General features: G+C 32.2%; 16 protein-coding genes. 2 read left to right on the forward strand and 14 right to left on the reverse strand.

Annotated features, from left to right (window positions below):
- Position 1 precedes the first annotated feature (1 nt).
- From Q0678_RS04165 to Q0678_RS04175, 3 genes are read right to left on the reverse strand one after another with little or no spacing between them, the layout of a single operon-like run.
- Positions 2 to 2,470, reverse strand: coding sequence for a TonB-dependent receptor (locus Q0678_RS04165; protein ID WP_299054361.1), 2,469 nt, complete (start codon positions 2,468 to 2,470; stop codon positions 2 to 4).
- Positions 2,470 to 3,192 carry a DNA repair protein RecO gene (recO, locus tag Q0678_RS04170; RefSeq protein ID WP_299054364.1) on the reverse strand — a complete coding sequence of 241 codons (723 nt, stop codon included), beginning with the start codon at positions 3,190 to 3,192 and terminating at the stop codon, positions 2,470 to 2,472. The genes Q0678_RS04165 and recO overlap by 1 nt, the downstream gene beginning before the upstream one ends.
- Positions 3,192 to 5,528 carry a two-component regulator propeller domain-containing protein gene (locus Q0678_RS04175; protein ID WP_299054367.1) on the reverse strand — a complete coding sequence of 779 codons (2,337 nt, stop codon included), beginning with the start codon at positions 5,526 to 5,528 and terminating at the stop codon, positions 3,192 to 3,194. The genes recO and Q0678_RS04175 overlap by 1 nt, the downstream gene beginning before the upstream one ends.
- Positions 5,529 to 5,615: 87 nt before the next feature.
- Here Q0678_RS04175 and Q0678_RS04180 point away from each other — a divergent pair, with 87 nt between their 5' ends.
- The gene (locus Q0678_RS04180; protein ID WP_299054370.1) at positions 5,616 to 6,086 is read left to right on the forward strand and encodes a CYTH domain-containing protein; all 471 of its coding nucleotides are present in this window, start codon (positions 5,616 to 5,618) and stop codon (positions 6,084 to 6,086) included.
- An 8-nt stretch (positions 6,087 to 6,094) separates the two neighbouring features.
- On the opposite strand, the gene Q0678_RS04185 is transcribed toward Q0678_RS04180, so the two are convergent.
- Both Q0678_RS04185 and Q0678_RS04190 read right to left on the reverse strand, forming a co-directional pair.
- Complete coding sequence (locus Q0678_RS04185; protein WP_299054373.1) at positions 6,095 to 6,733, reverse strand: hemolysin III family protein; 639 nt, start codon at positions 6,731 to 6,733, stop codon at positions 6,095 to 6,097.
- Positions 6,730 to 7,494 carry a 1-acyl-sn-glycerol-3-phosphate acyltransferase gene (locus Q0678_RS04190; protein WP_299054376.1) on the reverse strand — a complete coding sequence of 255 codons (765 nt, stop codon included), beginning with the start codon at positions 7,492 to 7,494 and terminating at the stop codon, positions 6,730 to 6,732. The genes Q0678_RS04185 and Q0678_RS04190 overlap by 4 nt, the downstream gene beginning before the upstream one ends.
- Positions 7,495 to 7,672: 178 nt before the next feature.
- Between Q0678_RS04190 and trpS the strand changes: the two genes are divergently transcribed.
- Positions 7,673 to 8,641 carry a tryptophan--tRNA ligase gene (trpS, locus tag Q0678_RS04195; RefSeq protein WP_299054379.1) on the forward strand — a complete coding sequence of 323 codons (969 nt, stop codon included), beginning with the start codon at positions 7,673 to 7,675 and terminating at the stop codon, positions 8,639 to 8,641.
- 66 nt (positions 8,642 to 8,707) lie between these two features.
- Here trpS and Q0678_RS04200 read toward each other — a convergent pair whose 3' ends face one another.
- The 9 genes from Q0678_RS04200 to Q0678_RS04240 form a co-directional block, all read right to left on the reverse strand.
- Positions 8,708 to 9,205, reverse strand: coding sequence for a DUF1761 domain-containing protein (locus tag Q0678_RS04200; RefSeq protein WP_299054381.1), 498 nt, complete (start codon positions 9,203 to 9,205; stop codon positions 8,708 to 8,710).
- Between the two features lie 122 nt (positions 9,206 to 9,327).
- The gene (locus tag Q0678_RS04205; RefSeq protein ID WP_299054384.1) at positions 9,328 to 10,314 is read right to left on the reverse strand and encodes a DUF4837 family protein; all 987 of its coding nucleotides are present in this window, start codon (positions 10,312 to 10,314) and stop codon (positions 9,328 to 9,330) included.
- Between the two features lie 69 nt (positions 10,315 to 10,383).
- Positions 10,384 to 11,703: a lytic transglycosylase domain-containing protein gene (locus Q0678_RS04210; RefSeq protein WP_299054387.1), complete on the reverse strand. Its 1,320-nt coding sequence runs from the start codon at positions 11,701 to 11,703 to the stop codon at positions 10,384 to 10,386.
- Positions 11,704 to 11,707: 4 nt separating this feature from the next.
- Positions 11,708 to 12,469: an exodeoxyribonuclease III gene (locus Q0678_RS04215; RefSeq protein WP_299054391.1), complete on the reverse strand. Its 762-nt coding sequence runs from the start codon at positions 12,467 to 12,469 to the stop codon at positions 11,708 to 11,710.
- 325 nt (positions 12,470 to 12,794) lie between these two features.
- Positions 12,795 to 13,451, reverse strand: a complete 657-nt coding sequence (locus Q0678_RS04220; protein ID WP_299054394.1) for a 3-oxoacid CoA-transferase subunit B — start codon at positions 13,449 to 13,451, stop codon at positions 12,795 to 12,797.
- Between the two features lie 2 nt (positions 13,452 to 13,453).
- Entirely contained in the window at positions 13,454 to 14,155 is a 702-nt protein-coding gene (locus Q0678_RS04225; protein ID WP_299054397.1) for a CoA transferase subunit A, read from the reverse strand.
- A 37-nt stretch (positions 14,156 to 14,192) separates the two neighbouring features.
- Positions 14,193 to 16,457: a transglycosylase domain-containing protein gene (locus Q0678_RS04230; RefSeq protein ID WP_299054400.1), complete on the reverse strand. Its 2,265-nt coding sequence runs from the start codon at positions 16,455 to 16,457 to the stop codon at positions 14,193 to 14,195.
- A 9-nt stretch (positions 16,458 to 16,466) separates the two neighbouring features.
- The gene (locus Q0678_RS04235) at positions 16,467 to 16,955 is read right to left on the reverse strand and encodes a gliding motility lipoprotein GldH (RefSeq protein ID WP_299054403.1); all 489 of its coding nucleotides are present in this window, start codon (positions 16,953 to 16,955) and stop codon (positions 16,467 to 16,469) included.
- Positions 16,936 to 18,336, reverse strand: a complete 1,401-nt coding sequence (locus Q0678_RS04240; RefSeq protein WP_299054406.1) for a regulatory iron-sulfur-containing complex subunit RicT — start codon at positions 18,334 to 18,336, stop codon at positions 16,936 to 16,938. Before Q0678_RS04240 ends, Q0678_RS04235 begins: the two co-directional genes overlap by 20 nt.
- Between the last annotated feature and the right edge of the window lie 223 nt (positions 18,337 to 18,559).

The raw sequence follows: 18,559 nt of genomic DNA on the forward strand, positions 1-18,559 counted from the left end.
ATTAAAAATTAGCCACAAAGGAAACCGATAAATTTCTACCAGGAGCAGAAATACCTGATGCAAATTCTATGTAATGTTCATCAAACAAATTACTTAATCTTGCTTGTACAGAAAAATATTGGTTTACCACATATTTTCCGCTAAAACCAAGCGTAAACCAAGCCGGTGAACCATAAAATTTATCAATATCAGAAATTGCATTTTCATTAACAATAGGGGTTAACTCGTGGTTATCTATCCCTTCTCTAAAATTAAAATCTTCAATATCTTTTTTACTATTAAACCTAAAATCTGCGCCAATTTCAATGTTATTTTTTTGATAATTTACTTCAAATTGCCCAAAAAGAGGTGGTATTGATGACATCGGCTCATTGGTGTCATAAGTTCGTCCTTTGGTAAAAGTTACAAAACCAGTTGTATTAATTGTACTCGAAATTTTACCTAAATAATTAGCCGTATAACCTGTAATAAATGCATTGCCTTTATTTTGATTGGCAACTACATTACCAAGCTCTCCATCAAACAAAACTTGATTATTACCATTAATCGTAAAAACATCTCTAATAATATAATTATCTAATAAGGTGTAAAAAACAGTAGCGCCTAATCTAAATTTTTGATTGTTAAAATACTTTTGTATGCCTATTTCTGCATTGTAAGCAAACTCTGGATTTACATCTATATTTGGCACAGTTACATTGCCTGCCTTCTCTCTAACACGACCAACATCATCTATATTTGGCGATCTAAAACCAGAAGACAACACACTGTTTAACTGCCAATTTTTATTGGGCCTAAACACATAACCTACAGTTGCAGTAACAGCAGCATTGTCTGTTTTTACGTTATTGTTTTCTAAGGTAATAAAGGTGTCATCTATCCAATTTGCTTCTAAATGAGTGTGTGTAAATCTAATTCCAGAATTTAAGGTAGATTTACTAGTAATGTCTTGTCTATAATCTACATAAGCAGCAGAGCTTAAATAATTGCTACCACCATCTGGATAACGAGATTGTACCTTAAAATTACTTGCCATACCAATTACTTTGTTATCGGTTACTTGTAATGTTTTTCCTGTAGATTCAGATTTTACATCATTGTAAGTAAACTCAAAACCATAAGAAAGGGCTCTTTTTTTATCATCAGTTAAAGAAATTGAAAAATCTCCGTTTACACTAAAAACATTAACCATTTCATCTCTGTAAGAACGATCTAAACTACCAAATTTACGTTGAACTCTTTGTTCTTTAATATTTTGATACGCTGTTGTAATTGTACCACTTTCTAACCATTTTTTCTCTGGATTGATAATTAACTGTGTAGATAATAACAACCTTTTTTGAGGGCCATAATACCATTCTGCAAATTTTAAACTGCCATCACTTAACTCTGTAAGCCTATCAAACCGTGGTATGTTAGATGATGAGGAATACTGAATATTAACTTTTAAATCTGTTTTATTTGATAACGGAATAAAGAATTTTTGTAATAGATCTGTTTGATGATACCCAGAATTTCTTAATAATGATGGGTTAGAATTACTGGTAGGGTTTTCATTATAATTACCGTTACTGTTTTCTGAAAAATAAAATACTTTGCCCCAATCTTTAAAACCATGTCTTCGATTAGTCCCACTTTGTAAATCGCCAAAATCACTGTGTGTGATGCTTGTAAAAGAAGCCCAATTTTTAAATCTTAATTCTGCAGAAACTGTTGTTGTTTTCTCTTGATTAACAGTTGAAAAACGACTAAAAAACTGACTTTTTACCTCGTTTTCATTTGATAACTTTGGTGTTTTTGTGTAGTAATGTATTACACCACCTAACGCATCAGAGCCATATACCACAGAAGACGGGCCAAAAACAACCTCTGTCTTATCTAACATATTTGGCGCTACCGTTATGGCATTTTGCAGGTGTCCTTTTCTATAAATAGCATTGTTCATTCGCACCCCATCTACCACTAATAATACTCTATTAGACTCCATTCCTCTAATTACAGGACTACCACCACCAAATTGAGATTTTTGAACTTTAATACCAGGGATTGTTGCTAACAAATCTGCCGATGTTTGGGCAGAAACCTTTTCGATGTCTTTTGATGATAAAACAGCTATTTGTTCTGCAATTCTATTTGTTTTTTCTGCTTTTTTAAATACAGACAGTACAACTTCATCTAATTGTTCTGAATGTTTTTTTAAATAAACATTAAAATCTGTGGCTGCTAACTTCGATTTTTTGACCTTTAAAAGTGCATACGAAATATGAGAAAAAAGAATTGTTTCATTTTTATCAAAAGAAGAAACATCAACAAAACCAAGCTTATCAGAAGATAGACTAATTTTTAATGATGTGTCATAAACAGTAACGTTTTTAATAATTTTACCTGTTTGCGCATCTACTACTTTTACTTTTTGCGCAAAAGAAAAACTACTTACAAAAACAACGAAAGAAAAAAGTAAATACTTCATTAACTAAAAACTGTTTCTAAAATTTGTAATGATTTTGGTTCTCTAAAACCATCCAAATGTAACTCAAAATATCGAATTATTATTTTTAATACAACCTGCCTCTCTTGCTTGCCAAAAGAAACTTTATCTATGCTATCAAAATGTATGCCTATTAGCTTTTTAAATTGATAAAAATCGTTGCCAGTAATAATATTTGAATGCAAACCGGTATTTGTAAAGTTTCCTTCTAATAAATCAAACCCTAAACTATCTTTTTCGGAAACATCTGGATAAAACCCTAAAAAACGAGTAATATTAAACAAAAATAACAAGTGAAAATTGGCTATTTTATCATGCAAATCTAACCAAATAAGACCATTTTCTAGATACTCGAATAAGGCTTTGTTTTTTTCTTCTTCTTTAATTGCATAAGACAACACTTCGGATAAAAATAACACAACAGACTGTTTTACAATATCTTTATAAATTGTGTTGTATGGTTGTGCAACTTGCACTTCTTTTATAGTATTTAAGGCTCCTTTAGCACTGTGTTTTGCAACAATATTTAATTGCGTTAACGGTTGAAAATAGGCTGCTTTTAACCCGCCTTTTTTAGCTTTTAAAACGCCTCTTACTAAATATGATTTTAAGCCCTCTTGATACGTATAACATTTTACAATTAAACTAGAATCGCTATATTTAATGGCACTTAATACAATTGCCTTTGTTGTTATAACAGTCATTAATTAACAATTGCTATTTTTGTGATGGCTGTTTCTGAAGCATCAGAATTAGATAATAAAACAATATACACGCCAGAAGCCACACTTGTACCTGCTAAGTTTTTCTTGTTCCAAACTACCTTACCACCTTGTAATTCTTGCCCTTCTACCACATTAGTTTCAAAAACTAAATTACCTGCAACATCTAAAATTTTTACATTAGTTCCTTTTGGTAAATGAGTACCATTTCTACCATCTATTGTAATGGTTTCGTGGTTTTTTAAAGCCGGATTTGGGTAGGCATAAACGTCTTTTAACACCTCTCCAAAAGGGGCTACATTACTATTGTATGCAACCATGCCTTTGTTGGTGGCAAAATAAACTTTACCCGAACTTTTATCTACCGCAATTTTATTTATCTTATTTGAAGGTAATGGTGAATTTTTAGTACTAAAAGTAGCCAAGGTGTTTTTACCATCTGGATTGGTGTATACAACACCACCGTTATCGGTACCAAACCATTTATTTTGTGCACCATCTATTGCAATAGAATTTACAGATTGATCGCCTAAAAGTCGTTCTCCAAAACCATTCTCGTCTCCATTAATAACAATAGGATTTGCATTTGGGGTATTATCATCAAAAACACCGGAGGCATTATTATACATAACCAACCCAGATAGGGTTCCAATCCAAATTCGATTACTCGCATCAATAGCAAGCGCTCTAACATTTACATCTGGTAAATTACCCTTGTTAAAGATTGCTATAAATGATTTTTTCCTATTACCATTTTCATTATAAATATAAACCCCATTTCTTCTAGTTCCTATCCAAACAGTATTATTTCTATCTACAATAACAACATTTGTTCCCTTCCCATTAGTATTTAATTGTAAAGTACTAATATCATAACTAGACCAATTGCCTGTTGGAGATAATTTTTTTAGTTTCTTTGTAGCCAAAGCATCTGCCATCCATAAGTTTCCTTGACTATCAAAACTAGAACCACTAACTCTTGTTGTAATTAAGTTAGGACTATTAGGGAATCGATCTTCTAAATCACTATTTTGTGAATGATAAAAATTAGATATTTCGTTGTTTTCTAATTCTAAAAGGCCACCTCCAGAAAAAACATTTCCATTACTTGTTTGAGCATAAGAGCTTATAAATGCAATGTCTTCATTTTTTGGGTCTATAGTAACATCTACTAAATCTAAAATCGGTAAATCTTGAGAAAACTTAGTGTTAATCCACTCTTCACCTTTATAGTTACTAAATCCTTTCCTGTTTCCTAAAGGCACATAAGAAGCACTATAACCTCCATAAACAACCCATAAATTATTAGTACCAGATGTAATTGAGAAAATATCATTAAACAAAGGTCCATCTGGATGAATTTCTGTAAAATCAGTAAAATTAGAAGAATCAGAATTTAATAACCCAAATTCTTTTGTTGCTAAAAAGACTGTGTTATTCTCAAAAAAAGCGGTGTTTAATGTAAAGTTAAAATCTGAATTGTTAGTAAATTCTTGCACTTCATTTAATTGGGTGTCAAATACAATTGCGACATTAGAAAGCGCAACTGTTAAATTAGTATTCGATGCTTTTAATGCTAAAATAGTAGCAGAAAAACTATTTATTTCTTCTAAAACACCACCATTTAATTTGAATAATTTACTTCCTTCTGTTAGATATAATTCGTTGTTAAATAATGAAATTTGATTAAAATTAGCACCAGAAAACTGCACATTCCAAGTATTAAAATCAATTAAAAAAGCACTTGTTAAATTGGCACTAAAAAGACCTTCGTCTGTTGCAGCATATAATAGATCATTAAGGATTACGGTTTTATTTACCCTTAAAGAACTTGAGTTATTGCCAATAAAATAGGTGTCACCAAATTCTAAATTTTCAATATCGTAAACAACAATCCCAAAAGGTGTAGAAAGATAGAGTTGATTGTTATATTCAGAAATATGATTGATGCTTTTTTCTCCGGATTGATTAAAATTAATAATATCAGATGAAATTGTAATAGTCCCATCTTCATCAACAACCTCTACCAATCCGTTTTGGTAGCCAATAACCAATCTTTTAAAACGACTGTTATAATAAATAGAAGACGTAGTTTCTCCAGAAAGACCTTGTACCGAAGAAATTTTCTGTATTTCTTGGCTAAGAATATCATAGCTAAAAACAGCGTTATCTGCTAAGGCATATATAAGGTTATCTACTTTTATAAAGTTTTTAACATTATTATATGAGTAAAAGTCTTCCCATGAGGCGCTATAATCTGTTTGAGCAGAAAACAATAATGAGAAAAATAATATATATATTGATAAAAGCTTTTTCATTGTTAATTTTTAATCTCTCAAAGATATTTATTTATTGTTACATTAACGACAAAAGACCTTACATTAGTGCAAAAATGAAAATATTTTATGAGTGTAGAAATTGAGAGAAAATTTTTGGTTAAAAACGATGATTTTAAATCGGAAAGCTATTCAAAAAAATACCTAAAACAAGGGTATTTAAATACTGATAAAAATAGAACCGTAAGAATTAGAATTTCTGATAAAACTGCTTTTATAACCATAAAAGGAAAATCTAACAATGCAGGTACCACAAGGTTTGAGTGGGAAAAAGAGATACAAATGCAAGAAGCAGAAGCATTGTTATTACTCTGCGAACCAAGTATTGTAGAAAAAACTAGATATTTAGTAAAAGCCGAACCACATACTTTTGAAGTAGATGTGTTTGCTGGCGATAACAAAGGTTTAATTATTGCTGAAATAGAACTGAAAAATGAAACCGAAAAATTTATAAAACCAGATTGGTTAGCAGATGAGGTAACCGGCAACGTAAAGTATTACAATTCTAACATTAGCAAAAATCCTTTTAAAAATTGGTAACCCAAATCTTACAAAGCATAAATTGATAAAAAATGGCTAATACTGCCCAACAAAACAAATACATGAAAAATAGCATGGTTAAATGGTATTCTTTTGATAGAATATAAAATAGCTCCTACCGAGTAAAAAACACCTCCTGCTATTAACAAATTTAAACTGTAACTAGACAGAGCAGTGCTTAAAGGTTTTACAAAAAAGAGCACCTGCCAACCCATTAATAGATACATTGCTGTAGATATTTTATCATATTTACCCGTAAAAAAAAGTTTAAGAACAACCCCTACAAAAGCAAAAATCCAAACTGCTAAAAACATATACCAACCCAACATTGGTTTTAAAGCAACTAAACAAAAAGGAGAATAACTACCCGCAATTAAGACATATATTGCTGCATGATCTACAATATTTAATTTTCTTCTCTTTTTAGGATCTTTTGCTGCATGATAAAAAGTAGACGCAGCATACAAAACAATTAAACTAACCCCATAAATAATAAAGCTAATTATGCTTGACAAATTAGGATACAAAACAGCTTTTAAGATTAAAAAAGGAAACGCAATTACGGCTGCTAAAAGCCCCATTGCATGGGTAATAACATTTAGCCTTTCTTCTGTTTCTGAATACTTATAATTTAGTTTTTCGCTCACGTTAATCGGTTTGTGTCATTCATATATTTTTTATCTCCTACCAAATCAGAATAAATAATTTCGAACGTTTTTTCTTTTAAAAAATCGACGTCTTCTAATGTTAGATTACTTGTTTCAATAAATGGATGCTGTTTTACTCTAAAAGTACCGATACCTCCTTTTAAAAAATCCCAAGAAAATAAACGCTTACAATCAAAATAAACTTGCGGCACAATAGGCATCTTAAATTCTATTGCCAAACTAAACGCTCCTTTTTTAAAAGGTGCTAATACAACTGTTTCTTCAGGTACTAACCCTTCAGGAAAAATAGCCATACTTAAACCATTCTGCAACCTTTTTTTAGCCATTTCAAAAACTCGCTTTCTACTTTCTGGATTACTTCTATCTACCATTATTACAGTTCTTCTGTAAAAATAACCGAAAATAGGTATTTGTTCTAACTCTTTTTTACCCACAAAAACAATCGGATTTTTACTTAAAACAATCAAAACAAATGGATCCATCAATGAAGCATGATTCGGACAAAACATATAGCTTTTATTCGGTTCAATTTTCTGATTTAAATCAATCTTTAACCGAAACCCCATTCCGTAAATTAATACTTTAGACCAAATACGAACCAGTTTCCATAGCAACGGATAATAAGATTCCTTTAAAGTAAAAACCAATAAAAACGGACACATAATAACAATGGTTGTAAACATTAAGATGTAAAACCAAAGGCGCCAAATTAAAAGAAATGGAATTTTAAAGTACTTCACAATAAAAACTAAACGTTAAAAAATGATTTTAGGTATAAATTCTATCAAAAATGAGTCTTACAAAAATACTAATATTCTTTTGTTTGATTGATTTTCTTAAACAAAACCTTATTTTTACATCCGCAAAGCGTTCGCGTATTTTGCTGTTTTTATAGATCGATTTTAAACAAAACTATTAATGTCTAGAATTTTAACAGGTGTACAAAGTACTGGAACACCACATTTAGGAAACTTATTAGGGGCTATTTTACCTGCCATAGAAATGGCAAACGACCCAAAAAATGAAGCCTTTTTATTTATCGCAGATATGCATTCTTTAACTCAGATTAAAGACGGCAAAGAGTTAAGAGAAAACACCTACAGCACAGCCGCAACCTGGCTTGCCTGTGGTTTAGACATCCAAAAAACAGTTTTCTATAAACAAAGTAGTGTGCCTGTAACTGCAGAATTAACTTGGTATTTAAGTTGTTATTTTCCGTATCAAAGACTAACATTAGCACATAGTTTTAAAGATAAATCTGACCGATTAGCAGATGTAAACACAGGTTTATTTACCTACCCAATGTTAATGGCTGCAGACATTTTATTGTATGATGCAGAAGTGATTCCTGTTGGTAAAGACCAACTACAACACTTAGAAATGACTAGAGATGTTGCTGGTAGATTTAACAATATTGTAGGAGAAACATTAGTTGTACCTAAAGCTAAAGTTCAAGAAAACACAAAATTAGTTCCTGGTACTGATGGAGAAAAAATGAGTAAGTCTAGAAATAATACTATTAATATTTTTCTTTCGGACAAACAGTTACGAAAGCAAATAATGGGCATTAAAACAGATAGCTTGGCATTAGAAGATCCTAAAAACCCAGATACGGATGCAATTTTTGGCTTATACAAACTACTTGCTTCCGAAACAGAAATTGCAAAAATGAGAGAGAATTATGAAGGTGGCAACTATGGCTATGGCCATGCAAAACAAGCATTATACGAGCTTATTTTAGAAAAATTTGCAACCGTAAGAGAACGATACCATCATTTTATGAACAACAAACATGAAATTGATGCAGCTCTAAATATTGGTGCAAAAAAAGCAACTGATACTGCCAATGCTGTAATAAAAAGAGTACGAGAAAAAATAGGGTATTAACTTACTTTTTAAAACACAAAAAACCTCGCAATTTGCGAGGTTTTCTATTTCTAAATCTTTTTATATTTATAGCCATTTGCTAATAATACCTCCCATAACAGCTAAAGTAACAATCCAATATCCAGCGTTTATAGCTACATATTTAAATGATTTTTTTTCAAAAACTGCTTGAATTCCTAAGATTGAAGTTGCAAAAAACAAACCATTTAAAACACCATGCAAAGCACCATGTTTAAAGGTTCTAAAACGATCTTTATAGGTTGCTAAAAAGTCTTGAAAATAGAGATAAGCATCACCTGTTTGTTCGTTAAAACCTGGCTCTCCTGCTAATGTAGAATACACGCCCATTTGATGAATTACCATCTGCATTAAGGCCATCGCAACTAAAACACTAAGTATATAGCAAATAAGCAGTGTTTTAATCATGTTTGTACCTGCTAAAGATTCTTTGGTAAAACCCATTTGTTGCATCCAAGCATTGCCAAATAAAGGTCCGTACCAAATAGCACCTATAAACATTGGTACTAAAGCTGCTATAAATAGCACATAAAAATTCATTTCCATAATGATAAAAGTTTTTGGTTGACTCTCAAATATAGCAAATATCTTTCTGATTATTAATCGGTTAAATAAAAAACCCGAAAAGAAGCTCTTTTCGGGTAGTTAATAGCAACTAAAAAAATTAACTATTTTATTTGTATCGATTTACCAATAGCCTCTAACTCAAACAAAAAAGCTCTTTTATTTACTGATGGCGCGTATGTAAAACCTTCAAAAACAAGCAATCTATTATTCGCTTTATCTACAATTGTATAATTTACAAAAGGTCCGGCCATAAAATCATTCTTAACCTCCCATTTACCTCTTGTTTCATAGGCTTTTTTTCCATTGATCGTTGCATCAAACGTAAAAGGAGTATAAGCCTCTTCTGTAATCATGTGCATTGTTTCTGGGTTAGAACCTGGTATGTATTTTTTACCAATAGCATTTCTAACAGATACAATACTATCTGCTACAGTCTCTGCGTTTATCAACGGAACAGCATATACCAAAATATTGTTGGTGCCTGTTTTTGCAATTCCGCTACTTAAGTGCTGGCGCAACCACAAAAACTCTCCGGTATCTTCTACCAAATTAAACTTATTATTAATTGTGAATGATATTCCTAAGTTTTGTAGAGTCTTAAATTGACTGTCATCTAACTTTTCTTTTTCAAACATTCGTTGTAGCAATTGCACATCAGAATCTAAAAAAGTATTTATAATTTCTTGTTCATGCTTTTTAAATAAATTAAGAACTGCAGCAGCATCTTTTGCATACACATAAACAACTGTTTGTGGCTGTGCAAAGACGTTTCTTTTAATATAAAAACTTTCTTCAGTTGCTTGACCGATAATTAAAATATTTCTACTAACCTTCATCATGGTTCCAAAACCATTTGGGGCAATTTGAGACACTTTTAATGTGGGTTCTGGTTGTGGCAATCCTACCACTAATTTGCCAAAAGAATTTCTTATTTCTTTACCAATATCTCCGTTCCAATCACTCGATTCGGCAACTACCATTACCTTATTTACTTTACCTACCGAGTTTCTTAAAACTACTTTATCGTTTCCGGTGCAAGAATTTAGTAGTATAAGGCTAACGAATAAGAATAACTGATGTATTTTCATGTCTTTAAATAGTTTATTTCTTTGTTATTTAACATCAAATAGTATGCCTTAATAGGCAACTATTTGAATTTATATTTTTTTAGGATAAATTGATAGCCTTTGCCCAATTTTTAATTGATTATTTTTCAATCGATTCCACTGTTTTAAATCTCGAATTCTTACCCCAAATTTCTGAGCAATTTTACCCAAATAATCGCCACTTTTTACTTTGTATCGTATGCGTTTATCCATTTCAAAGTATTTTGGCAATGGCTTTTCTCTTTTTGCAGCGTCTTCATCTGCTAACGCGTATATTGCTGTTTCTTGATCTAAAAAAGTGACAATTTTATTCGTTGGAAGTCTTACCGCATAATTTCGATCTTTAACAAACGGAATAATCTCTAACTTATAAGACGGATTTAGTGTTTTTACAACCTCAGCATCCACATCAATTTTCTCTGAAATTTGATCAAAACTAACTGTTCTTTTAATTTGGATGGTATCTGTTTCAAAATGAAAATATGCCGGAACCTCTGTATACAAATTGTGTGCATTGGCATATTCAAAAATATACATCGTTGCATAAAAAGCAGGAACATAACTAGCGGTTTCTCTTGGTAAAAAAGGTCTTATATTCCAATAATTTTTATAACCTCCAGAGCGTTTAATGGCTTTTCTAACATTCCCAGGACCAGAATTGTAGGCTGCTAAAGCCAAATCCCAATCGCCAAAAATGGTAAATAACTGACTTAAATATTTGCATGCTGCAACGGTTGCTTTTACAGGATCTTGGCGCTCATCTACATAAGAACTTACTTTTAAACCAAACTGTTTGCCTGTAGCGTACATGAATTGCCACAACCCTGTAGCGCCAACACCAGACTTCGCCTTGGGCCTTAATGCAGATTCTACAATGGCCAGATATTTCATTTCTAGAGGAATATCATAGGCATCTAAATACTGCTCAAACATTGGAAAATAGTACTTTGCCTTTGCCATTAAAGCAGGGTAATATCTTTTTCTGTGTAACAAATAACTGTTTATTACATTTTCTAAAGACGGATTATAGGCTAAATTAAAAGGTGTTTTCTCGTTTAAATCAGCCAAACGAGATTTTAACAGTGCCGTGGTTAACGTAGTGTTTGTTTTGCCTACAATATCTATATCATTTAAAACATATTCTAACGTATCTATTAGCGAAGAATTAAATTTTTCTAGCACTAACAAACTATCAATAGTTTGCAAATCTTTATCAGAAAAAAAAGCTGTGTTTATGGTATCTTTTGCAACCTGTAAACTGTCTATTTTAGAGACTGCCAAAGTATCTTTCTCTGCCTGAAAAAGAGTGTCTTTTTTAGTCTGCGAAAATAGCGACGCAGTACACAGCAAAAAGATGCTAAATTTTTTCATTTCTTTACACATCTAATTCTACAACAATTGGGCAATGGTCAGAATGTTTTGCTTCTGGTAAAATATAAGCTCTAGAAATAGTTTCTTTTAACGGTTCTGAAACCATGGCATAATCTAAACGCCAGCCTTTGTTGTTTGCTCTTGCATTTGCTCTATAACTCCACCAAGAATACTCTTGTTTAACTGGATTAAGATATCTAAAACTATCTATAAATCCGCTTTGTATAAAGTTACCAATCCAAGTTCTTTCTTCTGGTAAAAAACCAGAAACGCCTTTCATTTTTGGGTTGTGAATGTCTATTTCTTCATGGCAAATATTATAGTCGCCACAAATAACTAAATTCGGAATTTCTTTCTTTAAATTATCGATGTAATCTTGCAATTCATCCATATAATTTAATTTAAAATTAAGTCGATCTAGGTTTGTGCCAGAAGGTAAATACATGCTCATAACAGAAACGTTGTCAAAATCTACACGCAAGTTTCTGCCTTCAAAATCCATGGTTTCAATACCTGTACCATACGCAACTTGATTGGGTTTTTCTTTACAAAAAATAGCAACAGAAGAATAGCCTTTTTTTTGCGCAGAAAACCAATAATGATAAGGATATCCTGCGTTTTCAAAAACTGACACATCTAACTGATCTTTATGTGCTTTGGTTTCTTGTATGCAAATTACATCTGGTTTTGCAGCTTGCAACCAATCTAAAAACCCTTTTTTTAATGCGGCTCTAATTCCGTTTACGTTGTATGATATTATTTTCATTTATTCTTCTTTACTTCTTATCAAAAAGAAATACTCTTGTATTAATTGTTAATCTATAACGATCGGTTTCTTTAAAAAAAGCCACGTTATTTGTTTTACTGCTCCTGTTTGGGTGTGTATTATTTTTTTTCTTGGTGATAGTATAAAGGCTAAAACAGCACAAATTCCTCCTTTTAAGAGAAAACTATTTGTTTTGTAGAAATGATCGAAAATAAACATAAACAACACAATTAGGATTGGGTAAATTAACCAATATGTTTTTTTAAATAGATTCATATGAAAGACTTTTTTCGTTCTAGACTGCGCCAGAACTAACATTTATACTTTAAAATTTCATTTCATTAACTTCTCCGTCTACAATTAAAGTACCTTCGGTTGCGTTTTTAATTTCTTCTATAGAAACTCCTGGTGCTCTTTCTAATAAATGAAAAGCATTATTTTTAACCTCTAAAACGGCTAAATTAGTAACTACTTTGGTTACACAACCCACACCTGTTAAAGGCAAAGAGCATTGTTTTAAAATTTTAGATTCACCAGCATTATTTGTATGCATCATAGCTACAATAATGTTTTCTGCAGAAGCAACCAAATCCATAGCGCCACCCATTCCTTTTACCATTTTACCAGGTATTTTCCAGTTGGCAATATCTCCATTTTGGGCAACTTCCATAGCGCCTAAAACAGTTAATTGAACATGTTGCCCACGAATCATTGCAAAACTTGTTGCAGAATCAAAAATAGAACCACCATCTAGCACGGTAACGGTTTGTTTACCGGCATTTATTAGGTCGGCATCTTCTGTACCTTCTAAAGGAAATGGTCCCATACCAAGCAATCCGTTTTCAGACTGAAATTCTACTTCTATCCCTTCAGGTATATAATTAGCAACTAAGGTAGGAATGCCAATACCTAAATTAACATACCACTTATCTTGTAGCTCTTTTGCAATTCTTTGTGCAATTTGTTGTTTTGATAGTGCCATTTTTACGCTTTAGAAGTTACTGTTCGTTGTTCAATTCTTTTCTCGTAATTTTTCCCTTGAAAGATGCGCTGTACAAAAATACCAGGTACATGTATTTGATTCGGATCTAAAGTACCTGCGGGCACTAATTCTTCTACCTCTGCTACAGTAATTGTTGCTGCACCACACATATTCGGATTAAAATTACGTGCCGTTCCTTTAAATATTAAATTGCCTGCGGTATCTCCTTTCCATGCTTTTACAAAAGCAAAATCGGCTTTAAAAGCAGGTTCTAAAACATACATTTTACCGTTAAATTCTCTTGTTTCTTTTCCTTCTGCAACTTCTGTACCGTAGCCTGCAGGTGTGTAAAATGCAGGAAAACCAGCTTGTGCAGCTCTACATTTCTCTGCCAATGTACCTTGTGGTGTTAATTCTACCTCTAACTCACCAGACAACATCTGACGCTCAAACTCGTCATTTTCTCCAACATAAGAAGAAATCATTTTTTTAATTTGTTTGTTTTGCAATAACAATCCCAAACCAAAATCATCTACACCCGCATTGTTAGAAATACACGTAACCTCTCTAACATTTAGGTTTACCAATTCTGCTATTGCATTTTCTGGAATGCCACACAAACCAAAACCACCCAGCATAAAAGTCATTTTACTTTGAACGCCTTGCAAGGCTTCTACTACGTTTTCTACTTTTTTGTTAATCATTGTATAGAAATTTTAGAGATTTTTAAACAGGCTTATACTAAAAATCGGTGTCTTCTTCAACGGTTTCTTTTTGTTCTTCTGATGCCTCTTCACAATTTATATTTATTGACAAATTAGAAGGTTTCTCAAAATCTTCTGCACTAATATTTAGCGTTTCGTCTGCATAACATTTTTGCATGTATAATGCCCAAGAAGGCAAAGACATGGTTGCGCCTTGTCCTTTAGCTATTCCTGCAAAGTGTGTTGCTCTGTCTTCTCCACCTGTCCAAACACCTGTTGCTAAATTAGGTACAATTCCCATAAACCAACCATCTGATTGATTTTGTGTTGTACCCGTTTTACCTGCAATAGGGTTTGTAAATTTATAAGGATGACCGGTAATATACCCTGCCTTTTTCCATGGTAATCTTAATCGAACACCAGACCCAGACTCTGTAACACCTTTTAACAAATCTAACACAACATAAGAAGACTCTTCACTTAATACTTCTTTTGTTTCTGGGGTAAACTCTTGTAAAACGGTACCATTCTTATCTTCTATTCTTGTTAAAATCATTGGGGCAACTCGCAACCCTTTGTTTGCAAAAGTAGCATATGCGCTCACCATTTCTATTAAAGATAAATCTACGGCTCCTAAAGCAATAGATGGATTTGCTTTAATATCGCTAGAAATTCCTGCAGAAGTTGCTAAACGAGCAACGTTTTCTGGCGAAACCATATCTATTAATCTAGCAGACATGGTATTTACAGAACCTGCCAAACCATCTTTTAATGTTAACATGCCTCCATATTTTTTATCTGAATTCTCTGGAGTCCATTCTTCTGGAATTCCATATTTCCCTTTTGGAATGGTGTACAACACATTCGGAAACTCGTTGCATGGAGATAATTTTAATTGATTAATAGCCGTTGCATACACAAATGGCTTAAATGTAGAACCAACTTGTCTTTTTTGTTGGGCAACTGCATCGTATTTAAAGTGTTTGTTATTTACACCGCCAACCCAAGCTTTTATATGCCCTGTTTGCGGTTCTATCGATAACAAACCAGAACGTAAAAAGTATTTGTAATAACGAATAGAATCGTTTGGAGACATAATAGTATCTATATCACCTTTGTAAGAAAACACACTCATTTTTGTTTTCTTTTTAAAGATAGCGTCAATTTCTTTGGTTGATTTACCTGCAATTTTTAATCGTTTATATCGATCAGAATTTACTTTAGCTCTGTTTAAAGTTCTGTTAATTTCTGCCTTATCTAAATCGTAAAAAGGTGCTGTTCTATTTCTTTTTTGTTCTGCAAAAAAATAAGATTGTAAATTAGACATGTGTTCATTTACAGCTTCTTCTGCATATTGTTGCATTCTAGAGTCTATGGTTACGTAAATTTTTAATCCATCTCTAAAAATATTATATTCTTCTCCGTTTGGTTTTAAATTATTTTGCACCCATTTGCGCATAACTTTTTGCAAATGAGACCTAAAATAAGTTGCAGAACCATCACTATGGCCTTCTTTATGAATGTTTAAACCTAAATCTAGTTGTTGTAAAGAGTCTTTTTCTTGCAAAGAAATAAATGCATTTCTATGCATTTGTTTTAAAACAACATTTCTTCTATTTGTTACTAATTCTTCTCTTCTTAAAGGATTGTAGTAAGATGAATTTTTTAGCATACCTACTAACATTGCAGATTCTTGAACCGCTAATTCTTGTGGTTCTTTCCCAAAATAAATACGTGCTGCAGAACGTATGCCCACTGCTTGGTTTAAAAAATCGTATTTATTTAAATACATCGCAATAATTTCTTGCTTAGTATATTGCCTTTCTAGCTTGGTGGCTACCACCCATTCTTTTACTTTCTGAAAAACTCTCTTAATTTTATTTCTAGACTTTTTACCTGTAAACAACATTCTTGCCAATTGCTGTGTTATGGTACTTGCACCACCACTTCCTGGTTTTAAAACAGCTCTCGCGGTTCCTCTAAAATCGATGCCAGAATGCTCGTAAAAACGCTCATCTTCTGTAGCAACTAAAGCGTTAACTATGTTGTCTGGTAAATCTTTAAATTTAATAGGTGTTCTATTTTCAGCAGCATATTTACCTAGCGTTTTACCGTCTGATGAAATGATTTCTGTTGCTAAATTATTTTCTGGATTTTCTAACTCTTCAAAGGTTGGTAAAGGACCTAAAAGCCCCCAAGAAGCAAATAAAAATATCATTATTAACATAAAAAAAGCACCTAGTACTACCCCCCAAAACCATTTTACTTGCTTTTTAAAATTTGTCGTTTTCTTTTTCACCATTTTTTTAATCTATTTTTCGATACTTAAACCCACGTCTAAAACGCCTTCTAAAAACGGAATGGAGGAAATTTCTCCGTTTTTACGCATTGCATGTCTAATTTTTAAAAGATAATTACCCGTTAACGGAAACCTTTTATTTTCTTTATAATATAATTTATTCTCTTTTATTTCTGTAAAACCATTCCCTAAAAAAAGACCTTGTTTATCTGCCATTTCATACTGTAAAGTATCAACAACAATTGTTTTATTAGGAAAAATCATCTCTGTAATTAAATACAAATTTCGATACTTGTAAGCATCATTATTTCTAATGTTTATAAACAAGTTGTTTGATGAAATGGTATCTTTTACCTCAAAACTAAAAACTACTTTTTCACCCGCTTTCCAGCCTTTAGATGCTATTGATTTATACTCATTAAAACTGGCTTTTTCATTGCAAGAAAAAAACAGTAAAAAAGCAACTAAAACAATTGAAAAATTATTTCTTTTCAGGTGCATTCTCATTTTTTTGCCTATTGTTATTTTTGTTGGGCTTTCTTGGTTTTTGTGCTTTTTTTACTTCTCCTTCAGGTCTTTTAGTGTTCGGACGCTGTTTTTGTTGAGATGATTTTGGCTGACTTGTATTTGTTTTTTTATTTGGATTAGATGATTTTCTAGGTACCGGTTTTCTTTTTTGATTAGAATTTGGCTTAGGCTTGTTCGCATTGTTTGCAGCTACAGCTTGCGGCTTTTTCTTATTTCTGTTTCTATTATTTCTATTGCGCTTACTTTGTTTCGGAGTATCAAAACGTGTTAAACTATCTTGACCAACAGCATCTTCAAAATCTACTTTTACAGGAATTTCTACATCTGCTTCATACTCTTCTAACGAAATAGATTTTTCATTATTTTTATTCAGCTCAATAATTTCTAAAACCTGTTCTAATGTTAATCGAAACCATTTAAAACGCTCTTCTTTATAGGTATACCATAAATGATTTTTAAAAATATCCATCTTTACAAAAACAGCCTCTCCTTTTTCTGTTTTTAACACAACATCTTGCTTCGGAAAAGATTTTAAAGCATCTAAATAGGTATCTAATTCAAAATTTAAACAACATTTTAATTTTCCGCATTGCCCCGCTAACTTTAAAGGGTTTAATGATAATTGTTGATAACGCGCTGCAGAAGTGCTTACTTTTCTAAAATCTGTTAACCAAGTAGAACAACATAGCTCTCTACCACAAGAACCAACACCTCCTAAACGAGCGGCTTCTTGTCTTGCCCCTACTTGTTTCATTTCTACACGAATAGAAAAAGCACTTGCCAAATCTCTAATTAATTGTCTAAAATCTACTCGAGATTCTGCAGTATAATAAAAAGTTGCTTTATTACCATCGCCCTGATATTCTACATCAGACAGTTTCATCTGCAAACCTAAACGACCTAAAATCTCTCTACCTCTTCGCTGGGTCTCTTCTTCTTTGGCTCTAACTTGTTGCCAAACATCAATATCTCTCTGACTTGCTTTTCTATAAATTTTCTTTACATCTTCGTGGTCTTTGGTTATTTTGTGCTTTTTCATTTGCACTTTTACCAACTCGCCCGCTAAAGAAACCGTACCAATATCATGTCCAGGATTTCCTTCTACTGCAACAATATCGCCCATAGTTATGGGTAAATTATCTACATTTTTGTAAAAATGTTTCCGTCCGTTTTTAAAACGGACTTCAAAAATATTAAAACGCTCTTGTCCAGAAGGCAGAGTCATATTAGACAACCAATCGAAAACGGCTAGTTTATTACTACCGCTTCCGCAAGTTCCTGACCCGCAATTACCATTACTCTTACAACCTTTTGGTACGCCATTTTCTGTTGTACCACAACTACCACATGCCATATATATCTAGTCTTTAGTTGTTAATTGTTAGTTGTTTTTTAAAAACACACTAAAAACTAAACCTAAAGTTTTTTTTAAAAATTGATACTCAATTGTTTGCAACAAAAATGATCTTTGTTGCTTAATCAGTAAATATATGAAAATGGATTGAAAATTGAAAGTTAAATTTTCACATAAAAAAAACCTCCGATAGAGGTTTTTAAAAGTTATTTTTAACTTTACA

This window comes from uncultured Polaribacter sp. (genome assembly GCF_947497125.1).
In the GTDB taxonomy this organism is placed as follows: Bacteria; Bacteroidota; Bacteroidia; order Flavobacteriales; family Flavobacteriaceae; genus Polaribacter.

Excerpts from the sequence above, each read along its gene's own strand:
- Q0678_RS04165 (WP_299054361.1), bottom strand. The coding sequence starts at position 2,470 with ATGAAGTATTTACTTTTTTCTTTCGTTGTTTTTGTAAGTAGTTTTTCT.
- recO (WP_299054364.1), bottom strand. The coding sequence starts at position 3,192 with ATGACTGTTATAACAACAAAGGCAATTGTATTAAGTGCCATTAAATAT.
- Q0678_RS04175 (WP_299054367.1), bottom strand. The coding sequence starts at position 5,528 with ATGAAAAAGCTTTTATCAATATATATATTATTTTTCTCATTATTGTTT.
- Q0678_RS04180 (WP_299054370.1), top strand. The coding sequence starts at position 5,616 with ATGAGTGTAGAAATTGAGAGAAAATTTTTGGTTAAAAACGATGATTTT.
- trpS (WP_299054379.1), top strand. The coding sequence starts at position 7,673 with ATGTCTAGAATTTTAACAGGTGTACAAAGTACTGGAACACCACATTTA.
- Q0678_RS04200 (WP_299054381.1), bottom strand. The coding sequence starts at position 9,205 with ATGGAAATGAATTTTTATGTGCTATTTATAGCAGCTTTAGTACCAATG.
- Q0678_RS04205 (WP_299054384.1), bottom strand. The coding sequence starts at position 10,314 with ATGAAAATACATCAGTTATTCTTATTCGTTAGCCTTATACTACTAAAT.
- Q0678_RS04210 (WP_299054387.1), bottom strand. The coding sequence starts at position 11,703 with ATGAAAAAATTTAGCATCTTTTTGCTGTGTACTGCGTCGCTATTTTCG.
- Q0678_RS04215 (WP_299054391.1), bottom strand. The coding sequence starts at position 12,469 with ATGAAAATAATATCATACAACGTAAACGGAATTAGAGCCGCATTAAAA.
- Q0678_RS04220 (WP_299054394.1), bottom strand. The coding sequence starts at position 13,451 with ATGGCACTATCAAAACAACAAATTGCACAAAGAATTGCAAAAGAGCTA.
- Q0678_RS04225 (WP_299054397.1), bottom strand. The coding sequence starts at position 14,155 with ATGATTAACAAAAAAGTAGAAAACGTAGTAGAAGCCTTGCAAGGCGTT.
- Q0678_RS04230 (WP_299054400.1), bottom strand. The coding sequence starts at position 16,457 with ATGGTGAAAAAGAAAACGACAAATTTTAAAAAGCAAGTAAAATGGTTT.
- Q0678_RS04235 (WP_299054403.1), bottom strand. The coding sequence starts at position 16,955 with ATGCACCTGAAAAGAAATAATTTTTCAATTGTTTTAGTTGCTTTTTTA.
- Q0678_RS04240 (WP_299054406.1), bottom strand. The coding sequence starts at position 18,336 with ATGGCATGTGGTAGTTGTGGTACAACAGAAAATGGCGTACCAAAAGGT.